At 71.4% G+C, this 11,368-nt stretch carries 12 protein-coding genes; 4 read left to right on the top strand and 8 right to left on the bottom strand.

Going from position 1 to position 11,368, the window contains the following annotated elements; genetic code table 11:
• Window positions 1-300: 300 nt before the first annotated feature.
• Window positions 301-1,176, top strand: a complete 876-nt coding sequence (locus AB0B86_RS03285; protein ID WP_357404704.1) for an alpha/beta hydrolase — start codon at window positions 301-303, stop codon at window positions 1,174-1,176.
• A gap of 157 nt (window positions 1,177-1,333) precedes the next feature.
• Complete coding sequence (locus tag AB0B86_RS03280; protein WP_357404706.1) at window positions 1,334-1,549, top strand: hypothetical protein; 216 nt, start codon at window positions 1,334-1,336, stop codon at window positions 1,547-1,549.
• Between the two features lie 15 nt (window positions 1,550-1,564).
• Here the strand turns inward: AB0B86_RS03280 and ccsB are convergent, their stop codons facing one another.
• The 6 genes from ccsB to hemL all read right to left on the bottom strand — a co-directional run bounded on the left by ccsB (window position 1,565) and on the right by hemL (window position 7,610).
• Entirely contained in the window at window positions 1,565-2,536 is a 972-nt protein-coding gene (ccsB, locus tag AB0B86_RS03275; RefSeq protein ID WP_357404708.1) for a c-type cytochrome biogenesis protein CcsB, read from the bottom strand.
• Complete coding sequence (locus tag AB0B86_RS03270; RefSeq protein WP_357404710.1) at window positions 2,536-4,173, bottom strand: cytochrome c biogenesis protein ResB; 1,638 nt, start codon at window positions 4,171-4,173, stop codon at window positions 2,536-2,538. Before AB0B86_RS03270 ends, ccsB begins: the two co-directional genes overlap by 1 nt.
• Window positions 4,173-4,991 (bottom strand): cytochrome c biogenesis protein CcdA, encoded by an 819-nt coding sequence (locus AB0B86_RS03265; protein WP_357404712.1) that lies wholly within the window; start codon window positions 4,989-4,991, stop codon window positions 4,173-4,175. Before AB0B86_RS03265 ends, AB0B86_RS03270 begins: the two co-directional genes overlap by 1 nt.
• Window positions 4,991-5,557, bottom strand: coding sequence for a TlpA disulfide reductase family protein (locus tag AB0B86_RS03260; protein ID WP_357404714.1), 567 nt, complete (start codon window positions 5,555-5,557; stop codon window positions 4,991-4,993). The genes AB0B86_RS03265 and AB0B86_RS03260 overlap by 1 nt, the downstream gene beginning before the upstream one ends.
• Window positions 5,557-6,204 (bottom strand): histidine phosphatase family protein, encoded by a 648-nt coding sequence (locus tag AB0B86_RS03255; RefSeq protein ID WP_357404716.1) that lies wholly within the window; start codon window positions 6,202-6,204, stop codon window positions 5,557-5,559. Before AB0B86_RS03255 ends, AB0B86_RS03260 begins: the two co-directional genes overlap by 1 nt.
• Window positions 6,205-6,272: 68 nt before the next feature.
• Window positions 6,273-7,610, bottom strand: coding sequence for a glutamate-1-semialdehyde 2,1-aminomutase (gene hemL / locus AB0B86_RS03250; protein ID WP_357404717.1), 1,338 nt, complete (start codon window positions 7,608-7,610; stop codon window positions 6,273-6,275).
• 188 nt (window positions 7,611-7,798) lie between these two features.
• Here hemL and AB0B86_RS03245 point away from each other — a divergent pair, with 188 nt between their 5' ends.
• Window positions 7,799-8,134, top strand: a complete 336-nt coding sequence (locus tag AB0B86_RS03245) for an STAS domain-containing protein (RefSeq protein WP_007454492.1) — start codon at window positions 7,799-7,801, stop codon at window positions 8,132-8,134.
• A 136-nt stretch (window positions 8,135-8,270) separates the two neighbouring features.
• On the opposite strand, the gene AB0B86_RS03240 is transcribed toward AB0B86_RS03245, so the two are convergent.
• Together AB0B86_RS03240 and AB0B86_RS03235 are read right to left on the bottom strand one after the other, a co-directional pair.
• The gene (locus AB0B86_RS03240) at window positions 8,271-9,884 is read right to left on the bottom strand and encodes an ABC transporter permease (RefSeq protein ID WP_357404719.1); all 1,614 of its coding nucleotides are present in this window, start codon (window positions 9,882-9,884) and stop codon (window positions 8,271-8,273) included.
• Entirely contained in the window at window positions 9,881-10,777 is an 897-nt protein-coding gene (locus AB0B86_RS03235) for an ABC transporter ATP-binding protein (RefSeq protein ID WP_357404721.1), read from the bottom strand. Before AB0B86_RS03235 ends, AB0B86_RS03240 begins: the two co-directional genes overlap by 4 nt.
• Before the next feature lie 92 nt (window positions 10,778-10,869).
• On the opposite strand from AB0B86_RS03235, the gene AB0B86_RS03230 reads away from it, so the two are divergent.
• A complete protein-coding gene (locus AB0B86_RS03230) occupies window positions 10,870-11,367 on the top strand; it encodes a helix-turn-helix domain-containing protein (protein ID WP_357404723.1) in 498 nt (165 codons plus the stop codon).
• Window position 11,368 lies beyond the last annotated feature (1 nt).

The raw sequence follows: 11,368 nt of genomic DNA, 5'->3' as shown, positions 1-11,368 counted from the left end.
CCCAGTCTCCCGTACCGACTCCCGCACCACCCACGCCGGGTGCTGTGACACCCGCGACGGCCCGGGTCGGAGCTGCTCCCGGCTCAGCGTCGCCGGGTAACGCGAGCGGCAACCCTGCCGCACCGCCAGCTTCGGCCGGACGGTGCCAAGGTCGACTCGGATCCCATGAAATCGCGCTGTCCCGCGGCCTGGATGCCCCGACTTCACGGAAGTCGGGTGGATCAACGATGACGGCCGCGCCCCGCGAGCATGGCGGGCGGTTGAGCGGGTAGCCGGGCAACCGGCGGATGGGGGGGTGCGATGGGTGCGGAGCGAGTGCCGGCGGGGTTCACCGAGCAGCGGGCGCGGGTCGGTGAGATCACCCTGAACTACGTCCGGGGCGGCAACGGCCCGCCACTGGTGCTGCTGCACGGGTACCCGCAGTGCTGGCACATGTGGCGGCACCTGCTGCCGGAGCTGGGGCGCTCCTTCGACGTGGTCGCACCCGACCTGCGCGGCTTCGGGGGCAGCGACGCCCCGGCCGATGGGTACGACAAGAAGACCGTCGCCGCCGACCTGCACGGCCTGCTCGACCAACTCGGCCTGACCAGCGACCTCCGGCTGGTCGGGCACGACCTGGGCACCATGGTGGCGTACGCGTACGCCGCCGCCCACCCACAGCGGGTGAGTCGGCTGGTGCTCAGCGAGGCGCCGATCCCCGACGAGAGCATCTACACGTTTCCCGCGCTCACCTCGGCCGGGCCGGGGGTGTGGAACTTCGGCTTCTTCACCCTCGGCAACGGGCTTCCGGAGGCGTTGGTGAGCGGGCGGGAGTCACTCTGGGTCGACCTGTTCACCGACGCACTGATGGTGCGCAAGGGCAGCATCGCCGCGCCCGACATCGAGGAGTTCGCCGGTCACCTGCGCGACCCGGCGCACCTGCCGGCCAGCTTCGCCTACTTCCGGGCGTTCGAGCAGGACATCGCGGACAACGCGTCGTACCGGACCACGAAGCTGACCATGCCGGTGCTTGCCGTCGGCGCGGCGGCCAGCCTCGGTGGGCAGGTCGCCGAGCAGGTTCGCCGGTACGCCGACACGGTCCGTGGCGAGGTGATCGAGGACTGCGGGCACTGGCTGTACGAGGAGCACCCGGACAAGATGCTCGCCCTGCTGCGTGACTTCCTCGGAGCGTCCTGAGCGGCGACCCGCCGCCAGTGCCGCTTCGGACTGCGGGTCGCCGCACTCCCAGGACCACGGTGCCGCCAACGGAGGGTGCGTCCGGGTCGGGTCAAGTCTGGCGGGGACATCTCACCGTTCCTGGCGGATCGGCGGTAGGCGCGGCAGGGTGGAGGCCATGTCGGACGCCTTCGTCGTCGGCGACCCGGACGGGTTGTCTCCCCTGCTCGTGACGATTCGCGACGCCATCGCCCGGGAGCTGCACGCCCAACTGGCGCTGCGTGGCGAACGGATCGAGCTGGCCGACCTGCCGGAGGTGTCCTACCAGGTCACGCTGCGCGTGGACGAAACCCTGCGCGGCCGGGCCGGGCTGTCACATCGCCACCGGAGGTAGGACACGCCCTGTGGTTCAGTCCAGCCCGCCGTACGAGTGCAGGCCGGTGAAGAAGATGTTCACGCCGAACAGGTTCATCAGCATGGTGAGGAAGCCGAGCACCGCCAGCCAGGTGGCCACGTTGCGCTTGACGCTCGGCGTGGCCCGGGCGTGCAGGTAACCGGCGTACACGACCCAGGAGATGAAGGCCCAGGTCTCCTTCGGGTCCCAACCCCACGGCCGACCCCACGCCGCCTCGGCCCAGATCGCCCCGGCGATCACCGCGAAGGTGAAGATCGGGAACGCGAAGGCGTGCAGCGCGAAGGTCAACCGCTCCAGACCGACCGCACCGGGCAGGCGCTTGGCCAGGGTGTACGGGAAGCTCCGCTTGCCCTGCTCGTACCCGTTGCGCATCAGGAAGCCGACCGCCGGCACCACACCGAGTAGGAAGATGCCGGACGCGAAGACGATCGTCGAGACGTGGATGACGAACCAGTACGAGTTCAGGGCCGGCACCAGCGGCACGATCGGGACGTACAGCACCAGCTCGGCGGTGGCGACAAGCAGCACCATCACCAGGGTCAGGAACAGCCCGAGCTTGCGCAGCGACGGCCGCTTCCAGAGCACCACCAGCCAGGCGGCGACACCGATGAACGTCACGGTGAGCACGAACTCGTACATGTTGCCCCACGGCATCCGGTCCGCCGCGAGGCCCCGCGTGACAAGCGCCGCCAGGTGCAGCACGGCGGCGACAGCGGTGGCGCCCACCGCGATCAGACCGGCGAGGCGGGCACGTCGCGTCGACCGGTCGCTCCCGGCCGACGGCGCGACGGGCGCGGGCGGCGGTGGCAGGGCGCCGCCGCCGGCCCCCACCAGCTCACGGACCGGAGCCGCCGGGGCGACTCGGGTACGCGCGTTGCCAAGCGCGTACTCCACGGCGTGGCCGATCATCGCGACCAGGTACGCGAGGATCGCGAAGGTCACCAGATTGTCGGAGAGTGCGGACATCACTCGGCTCCTTCTCGCGCGCCGGCCCGTTCAGTGGCGTCTGCCTCGGGCCGGTCGGCACCGTTGACCGCGGCGACGAGCTGGGTGAACTCGTCGGCGAACCCTGGGTAGTCGGTACGCGGCAACCCACCGACCTCCATCAAGCTACTACCGCTCGTCGGAGATCCTTCCCCGGGGTCGGCCGGCACCACCCGGAAGAACACCCGTCGACGCCGCCCGAACAGCGAGCCCATCAACCCGACAAGCAGCACCCCGCAGCTGATCAGCAGCGGGGTCGCGCCGGGATCGTGCCGGACGGAGAGGGTGACGTACCGCTCGGTGTCCACGAACTCGACAGTGGAACCGTCGTCCAACGTCCAGGTCTCGCCCTTGCGGAGCAGTTTGGTGCCGACCTCCTTGACCTTGCCGGTCCGCACCTGCCGCTGGTCCAGTTGGTAGATCGAGCCGGGGATGCCGGCGTCCTGGCCGAGGTTGCCCCGGTAGGCGACCAGGTTGAGCGCCGGGTTGCGCTCGGTCGGGTACTGCGAACGCACGAACGGCCCCTGTTCGGGCGCTGTGGGCAGGTAGATGCCGGTGAACGCCATCTGCTGGTCCGGTGCGCGCTGCCCGGTGGCCGGGTCGACGTTCGCGTCCGGGAACGCCGCCAGCCCTTCGCTGGTCAGGCCCATGTCGCCGGTGGTGAGGAACGGGTCGTCACTGAGCTGGCTGTTGCCGAACCGGTCGGTGTAGCGGATCACCGGGGCGTACCCGTGGCCGAGCAGGTAGACGCTGGCGTCCTTCAGGCGCAGCGGCGAGTTCACCGAGAAGTCCGCGCTGCGGGTGGGCTCGTCCGGGCCGTCGACGGTGACCGTGGCGTTGAAGAACTCCGGCTGGCCGGACGGCAGGAACCGGGCCTGGAAGTCGTCCAGCCGCAGGCAGAAGCGGGGCAGGTCGGCGCTGTCCACCCGGGGGCCGAGCTTGGCCTCGGCGAACTGCTGGCGGGTGTTGCAGAACTCGTTTTCCGCGCCGGCCACCAGCAGTCGGTTGCCGCTCCAGCCGTACCACGAGCCGAGCCCGACGCCGATCAACACCGCGATCAGCGACAGGTGGAACAGCAGGTTGCCGGTCTCCTTGAGGTAGCCCTTCTCGGCGGAGACCTCGTTGCCGCGCACCTGCACCCGCCAGCGGCGCTTGCGCAGCACCTCGGCGATCGCCGCGGTGCCACCTTCCGGCGCGGGCAGCACCGTGTGCTGCGGCAGCCGGGCCATCCGCTTCGGCGCGGCCGGTGGCCGGGCCCGCAACGCCCGGACGTGGTCCCGCAACCGGGGCGTGATGCAACCGATCAGGGAGGTGAACAGCAGCAGGTAGATCGCGGAGAACCAGACCGAGCCGAAGACCTCGAACGCGCCGATCCGGTCCAGTCGGGGGGCCCAGTCCGGGTGGTCGACGAAGTACTGGTTGACCTTCTCCGGGCTGATCCCGCGCTGCGGCAGCACCGAGCCGGGGATGGCGGCGACAGCGAGCAGGAAGAGCAGGATCAGCGCCGTACGCATGCTGGTGAGCTGCCGCCACGAGTTGCGCAGCAGCGCCAGCAGCCGGTTGGGCCGACGCCGGGGCGCCGGGGCCACGGTCTCCGGTCGGTCGTCGACGACAGTCATCAGATACTCACCTCGCCCACCCCGACGGTGGTCTGCAGCCAGATCACGAAGCTCTGCCACCCGCCTGTGACAAGCGCCAGGCCGATCAGGATGAGCAGCGCGCCGCCGACCCTGGTGACCCAGCGGCTGTTGCGCCGGACGGCGCGGAAGACCCCGAGCAGGCGTTCGAAGCCCAGCCCGAAGACGACGAACGGTATCCCCAACCCGAGGCAGTACGCCACGGCGAGCACCACAGCGCGGTCGCTCTGGCCGCTCGTGGCCGCCATGCCCATCACCGCACCGAGCGTCGGGCCGGTGCAGGGCACCCAGCTGAGTGCGAAGACCGCCCCGAAGACCGGTGCGCCGAGCAGCCCGGCCGACGGCAGCCGGGAGATCCGGAACTCTCGTTGCAGGGCGGGGATCATCCCGAGGTAGCTCAGCCCGAGCACGATGATCAGCACGCCGACGCCGATCTGCAACTCGCGCTTGTAGTCGAAGAACACCCGGCCGATGCTGGCGAAGAGGATCGCGCTGGCGACGAAGACGACGGTGAAGCCGCCGATGAAGAGCAGCGTCCCGGCGAGCACCCGACCCTTGACCGCGCCGATCCGCGCGACCCGCTCCTTGACCGCGACACCCCCGCCGGCCGGCGTGGGATCGGCCTCCGGCCGCCGGCCCTCCAGGTCGGCACCGGCCAGACCTGTCACGTACGACAGGTAACCGGGGACGAGTGGAAGCACGCACGGGGATAGGAAGCTGACCAGGCCGGCGAGCGCCGCCGCGCCGATGGCGAGCAGCAGCGGCCCACTGAGGGCCAGTTGCCGGAAGGTTTCACCCATCAGTTCGACGCCGGCTTCTCGGCCGCGACCCGTTCCACGATCGGCCGTAGCTCGTCCTGGGTCACGGCGCGACGGATCACCACGGCGATCCGGCCGTCGCGGTCGAGGAGCACTGTCGCCGGTGTCGTGTTGGGCGGGATGTCGAAGTTCAGCGCCTGGCGGCTGGACGGGTCGAAGATGCTCGGGTAGGTGACCCGCCCCTTTTCGAAAGCGAGCGCCTTGTCCTTGCTGTCCTGCACGTTGACGCCCAGGAAGGTCACCCCGGACGCCTTGGTGGCCTGGTAGGTGGCCTCCAGGTCGTCGGCCTCGGCACGGCAGGGCGCGCACCAGGAACCCCAGAAGTTGACGACCACGACCTGGCCGCGTGCCTGGGAGACGTCGTACTGGCCGCCGGTGAGCAGGTCGCCGACCACCTTCGGGGTCTTCGACCGCTGGTCCTGCGCACAGGTGATGGTGAGGCCGTCACTTGTGCAGCTCTTCTCCCCGCCGCCCCCGGAGGAGCAGCCCGCAAGCGTCACCGCGGCGACGGCGGCGAGCAGGCCGGCGGTCCACCTCCGGGCGTTCATCAGGCCCCCTTGGCCGTCCGGGCGGTCGCGGAGAGAGCGATCAGGTGCGCGGCCGGCTCGCTGTAGCCGATGCCCACCACCTTCGCCCCGTCGAAGTGGAACGTGGTCAGGCTCGCCAGCCCGCACTGCCGCTTGCGCGGGTCGTGCCAGAGCCGCTTGCGCTCGACATAGCGGCGCAGGGTCCAGATCGGGAGCTGGTGTGACACGAGCACCGCCTCACGTCCCTCGGCGGCGATCCGGGCGGCGTGCACGGCGGCGAACATCCGCTCGGCGATCACCCGGTACGCCTCACCCCAGGACGGGGTCACCGGGTCGCGCAGCACCCACCAGTTACGCGGGTCGCGGAACGAACCGTCACCCGGGGACACCTTCTTGCCCTCGAACCAGTTGGCGCTCTCGATCAGCCGCTCGTCCACTCCGACCGGCAGCCCGAACTGGGCGGCGATCGGCTCGGCGGTCTGCTGGGCGCGTTCCAGCGGGCTGGCCACCACGTGCACGATCTCCCGCTCGGCCAGGCCCTGCGCGGCGGCCTTGGCCATCTGCACACCCAGCTCGGAGAGGCGGAAGCCGGGCAGTCGACCGTAGAGGATCTGGTCGGGGTTGTGCACCTCGCCGTGCCGGAGCACATGGACCACCGTCTTGCTCACTGCTGCGCTCCCTCTGTTCGCGACTGCGGGGCTCCCAGAGCCGGCTCACTCCTCGCGCTCACCGTTTGCTACCCCCCGCTACCAGCCGCTGCCGCCGCGTTCGCCGCCGTCGGCAGCGCTGCGGCGATGTGCTCCAGAGCGGCGTCGTCGATCGCCGCCGACACGAACCACGACTCGAACGCGCTCGGCGGCAGGTAGACGCCGGCGGCGAGCATCGCGTGGAAGAACGCCTTGAACGCGGGCACCTGCTGGGTGCGGGCGCTGTCGTAGTCGACCACGTCGGCGTCGGTGAAGAAGATCGAGAACATGCTGCCCGCGTACGACAGTCGGTGCGGGACCCCGGCGGCGGCCAGCGCGTCGGACGCCAGCTTGCCCACGACGGCGGCCGTGTCGTCGAGCTTGCGGTAGAGCGCGTCGTCGGCGAGTCGCAGCGTGGCCAGGCCAGCGGCGCAGGCCAGCGGGTTACCGGAGAGCGTGCCGGCCTGGTAGACCGGGCCGGCCGGCGCGAGCCGCGCCATGATCTCCGCCCGCCCGCCGAACGCCGCGGCGGGCAGGCCACCGCCCATGACCTTGCCGTACGTCCACAGGTCGGCGTCGGAGGCGTCGAGGCCGTGCCAGCCGGCGCGGGAGACCCGGAACCCGGTCATCACCTCGTCCACCACCAGCAGGGCGCCGTGCGCGTGCGCGATCCGGGCGAGTTGCTGGTTGAAGCCGTCCCGGGGGGCGACCACGCCCATGTTGCCGGCGGCGGCCTCGGTGATCACCGCCGCGATGTGCGGGCCCTCGGCGGCGAAGGCTTCCTCGACGGCCCGGATGTCGTTGTAGGGCAGCACTATCGTCTCGCTGGCCGCCGCGCCGGTCACGCCTGGCGAGTCGGGCAGGCCCAGGGTGGCCACGCCGGACCCGGCGGCGGCGAGCAGCGCGTCCACGTGCCCGTGGTAGCAGCCGGCGAACTTAATGATCTTGGATCGGCCGGTGAAGCCGCGGGCCAGCCGGATCGCCGACATGGTCGCCTCGGTGCCCGAGTTGACCAGACGGACCTGCTCCATCGGGGTCCGGTCGACAAGCTCGGCGGCCAACTCCACCTCACCCGGGGTGGGGGTGCCGAAGCTGGTGCCCCGGGCGGCGGCGGCCTGCACGGCGGCCACCACTTCCGGGTGGGCGTGCCCGAGGATCAGCGGACCCCACGAGCAGACCAGGTCGACGTAGCGGCGGTCGTCGGCGTCGTACAGCCACGGACCCTCACCACGGACCATGAAGCGCGGGGTGCCGCCGACCGCCTGGAAGGCGCGCACGGGGGAGTTCACCCCGCCCGGCACGATGGCGCGGGCGCGGTCGAACAGGGCCTCGGAGGCCGGCGCGACGGCTGGGTAGCGGCCGGATCCGGCGGAGAAGATGTCGGTCACGATGCCGCCATTGTGTCAGCGCCGCAGGGTCAACCAGCAGCCACCCCGCGCCGGGGTTACCGGGCTCACCCTGGCCGGTGGTGGTCGGCGGCGGCAGCGCGGGACCGAGGCGACTGCTCGATGACCTCGGCCGGGGTGGCTCTCGGCCTCAACAGGCCGGGCCGGACGGATCGCGCTAGGCTGACCGGGTGGATCGTGCCGAACTGTCCATCACGCTACACCGGACGGGCGACGAAGCAGTGCTGCGCCTGGCCGGTGAGATCGACATGCTCACGGCCGCCCAGCTCTCCACGGTGGTGAACGAGGTGCTGGCGGACCCACCCCCGCGGATCGTGCTCGATCTGGGTGGTGTCACCTTCTGCGACTCGCAGGGCCTGGGCACCCTCGTGGTGCTCAGCCGCAAGGCAAGCCACGCGCAGAGCCTGCTGATGCTCACCCACGTGGGCGATTTCCTGATCCGCGTGCTGGACATCACCGGCCTGCGCAGCGCCCTGATGATCCGCAACGACCAACCCACCGGCTAACCCCCCACCCCACCCACCCACCCCACCCCGGCCGGGCTCCCGCCCTCCGGGGGGTTGATCATGAAGTTATTGCCAAATTCTGTCCCATTTGTCGGCAATAACTTCATGATCAACGCGGCTCGGGGGCGGGCGCCCGTTACTGGGTGGGGATGTCTCGGGTTTGGAAGGTTCTCAGGGCCAAGGTCAGGAGGGCTGCGGTGATCGCCGTGAGGGCGGCCAGGGGGGTGGCCGTCCAGTTGTCGCCCAGGACCTGGGGGGTGTGGGTGAACGGGGAGACATCCAGGGCCCACTGGCTGAGCTTCAGCACCGCGCCGAGCTGACCGAGCAGCAGGCAGCCGGCGAGGATCCCCCAGGCGGCAAACGAGAACCGGGGCAGCCAGCCCACCAACAGCGCCGCCAGCCCGGCGAGCACCCACGCCGCCGGCACCTGGGCCAACCCCACGCCGAGCAGCCGGGGCACCTCGCCGCCGACATCGCCCACGCTGAGGCCGTACGACAGCCCCGTCGCGACTCCCGTCACGGCCAGCACCACCACCGGGCCGAGCAGCGCGAACAGCAGATGCGCCGCCAGCCAGCGGGACCTGCTCACCGGGGTGGCGAGCAGCGGTTCGGCCCGCCCGGCGGTCTCCTCGGCGCGAGCCCGCAGCGCGGCCTGGATGCCGTACCCGGCGGCGGCGAGCGCGGTCAGGCTCAACGTGCTGCCCAGGTACGCCTCGGCCAACGTCGTCGTGCCACCCAGCCGGGCCAGGATCTCGGCGACCTGCTGGTTGCCCTGCACCGCGTCGCCGGCCGCGTCCGCCGCGCCCCCGAGCACCAGACCGAGCAGCCCGAAGCCGACGGTCCAGCCGAACAACTGGCCGCGATGCAGCCGCCAGGCCAGGCCTAACGGGCCGGCCAGCGCGCCACCGGCGGTGGCCGGGCCGAGCCGGGGCGGCAGCACCCCGGCGCCCAGGTCCCGGCGCACCGAGACGGGGTACGCGACAAGCGCCACCACCGCGCTGAACAGGATCGGCAGCAGCAGCACCCACCAGCGCTCGGCGGCGAAGGCCCGCCCCCGGGGCGCCCAGCCCAGCGGCGAGAGCCAGCTCAACCACTCGGCCCTGCCGCCGGCGCCACCGGAGCCGCCGGCGTCGCCGCCGAGCCGCAACGCGAACGCCAGCCCCAGCACACCGAGGCCGATGCCGCGCGCCCCGCCGGCGCTCTCGGTGAGCTGCGCGGCCAGGCCGCCGACAGTGGCGAACGTGATGCCGGTCAGGGCCACGCCGGCACCGAAGAGCAGCGAACCCGCGCCGGGCAGACCCGCGGCGACCAGGCCGCCCGCGGTCAGCAGGCCGAGCAGCACATTCGCGGCGTACGTGACGAGCAGCGCCGCGGTCAGCCCGGCGTACCGGCCGAGGACCGTCGCGCCGAGCAACTCCCGCCGGCCGGCCTCCTCCTCGGTACGGGTGTGCCGTACCACAGTCAGCACGCTGGCCAGGGCGGCGATCACCGCGAGCAGGCCGGCCCGCTGGACGGTGAGCGCGCCGATGCTGTCGCCGTACACCGGGCCGAGCAGCGCGACGATCGACGGGTTGCTCGCCGTGCCGGCCAGGTAGGCGGCCCGCTCGGCGGCCGTCGGGTACAGGCCGGCGTACGCGCTGGCGTAGCTGGCCGGCAGTACGGCCAGCAGGAGAACCCAGATCGGCAGCACGACCCGGTCCCGCCGCAGGATCAGCCGCACCAGGTGCCGGGTGCCGGTGAACGCGCTCACGACAGCACCTGCTCGTGCTGGTAGTGCCGCAAAAACAGCGCCTCGAGCGTCGGCGGCTGGCTGATCAGACTCCGTACGCCGATCTCGGTGAGTCGACGCAGGGCCGCGTCCAACGCGCTGTCCTCCACGTCGAAGCGCACGCGCTGGCCGTCCACCCGCAGGTCGTGCACGCCGGTGAGCTGGCCCAGCCGGTCCGCCGGGCCGGTCAGTTCGGCCTCGATCGAGGTGCGTCGCAGGTGTCGCAGCTCGGTAAGGGTGCCGGTCTCCACGTCCCGCCCGTTGCGGATGATCGTCACCCGGTCGCAGAGCGCCTCCACCTCGGCCAGGATGTGGCTGGAGAGCAGCACGGTGCGACCGTCCGTCTTGGCCCGGCGGACCCAGTGTTGGAACACCTCTTCCATGAGCGGATCCAGCCCGGAGGTCGGCTCGTCCAGGATGAGCAGTTCGGCGTCCGAGGCGAGGGCCGCCACCAGGCCGACCTTCTGCCGGTTGCCCTTGGAGTAGGCCCGTCCCTTCTTGCGCGGGTCCAGTTCGAAGGAGTCGAGCAGTTCGGCCCGGCGGGCCGGGTCCAGCCCGCCGCGCATCCGGCCGAGCAGGTCGATGACCTCGCCGCCGGAGAGGTTGGGCCAGAGCGTCACGTCGCCCGGCACGTACGCCAGCCGCCGGTGCAGGGCCACCGCGTCCCGCCACGGGTCGCCACCGAGCAGGCGGACGGCCCCCGCGTCCGTCCGCAGCAGGCCCAGCAGGGCCCGGATGGCGGTCGACTTGCCGGCGCCGTTGGGGCCGAGGAAGCCGTGCACCTCGCCGGCGCGGACGGTCAGGTCCAGACCGTCGAGTGCCCGGGTCCGGCCGAAGGTCTTGACCAGGCCGGATACCTCAATGGGAGTTTCCATATATCGGAAGCTACACTCGTTTCACAAAGTTGTGAAGACTGTGCGATCTGGGCAGCATCGAGGGCCACACCAGCACGCGGGAGGGGACCACCATGGCAACCGGCGACAGCCACGACCCGGTGCACCTCTTCGTCGAGCGGATGGCCCTGACCTTCGCCGAGGTGGGTTTCCCGCGGATGGCCGCCCGGGTGTTGTTCACAGTGATGAGCGCCGACGATCCCCTCACCGCCGCCGAGATCGGCGATCGGCTCGGAGTGAGCGCGGCGGCGGTCAGCGGCGCGGTCCGCTACCTCACCCAGTTCGGCATCCTGATCCGCGAGCCGGTCCCCCGGTCCCGCCGGGATCGCTACCGGATGCCGGACAACCCCTGGTACGAGGCGACCATCACCAAGACCGGGATCTACAAGACGTTCATCGACGCGTCCGAGGGCGGTGTGATCGCCCTCGGCGGTCCGGAGACGCCGGCCGGCGAGCGGGTGGCCGAGATGCGCGACTTCTTCATCTTCGTCCAGGAAGAGATCGACTCGCTGGGCGAGCGGTGGCGGACCCGCCGGGCCGCCACCGGCCACACCCGACCCGGCGAGGCCTGAA

The sequence above is a fragment of the Micromonospora sp. NPDC049047 genome, assembly GCF_040649135.1.
GTDB lineage: Bacteria > Actinomycetota > Actinomycetes > Mycobacteriales > Micromonosporaceae > Micromonospora.
The sequence above is the reverse complement of the archived record's forward strand: the minus strand, read 5'-3'. Positions and strand labels throughout refer to the sequence as shown.

What these genes read in the sequence shown, in the direction of transcription:
- AB0B86_RS03285 (WP_357404704.1), top strand. Translation starts at nt 301, where the DNA reads ATGGGTGCGGAGCGAGTGCCGGCGGGGTTCACCGAGCAGCGGGCGCGG.
- AB0B86_RS03260 (WP_357404714.1), bottom strand. Translation starts at nt 5,557, where the DNA reads ATGAACGCCCGGAGGTGGACCGCCGGCCTGCTCGCCGCCGTCGCCGCG.
- ccsB (WP_357404708.1), bottom strand. Translation starts at nt 2,536, where the DNA reads ATGTCCGCACTCTCCGACAATCTGGTGACCTTCGCGATCCTCGCGTAC.
- AB0B86_RS03270 (WP_357404710.1), bottom strand. Translation starts at nt 4,173, where the DNA reads ATGACTGTCGTCGACGACCGACCGGAGACCGTGGCCCCGGCGCCCCGG.
- AB0B86_RS03230 (WP_357404723.1), top strand. Translation starts at nt 10,870, where the DNA reads ATGGCAACCGGCGACAGCCACGACCCGGTGCACCTCTTCGTCGAGCGG.
- AB0B86_RS03265 (WP_357404712.1), bottom strand. Translation starts at nt 4,991, where the DNA reads ATGGGTGAAACCTTCCGGCAACTGGCCCTCAGTGGGCCGCTGCTGCTC.
- AB0B86_RS03280 (WP_357404706.1), top strand. Translation starts at nt 1,334, where the DNA reads ATGTCGGACGCCTTCGTCGTCGGCGACCCGGACGGGTTGTCTCCCCTG.
- AB0B86_RS03235 (WP_357404721.1), bottom strand. Translation starts at nt 10,777, where the DNA reads ATGGAAACTCCCATTGAGGTATCCGGCCTGGTCAAGACCTTCGGCCGG.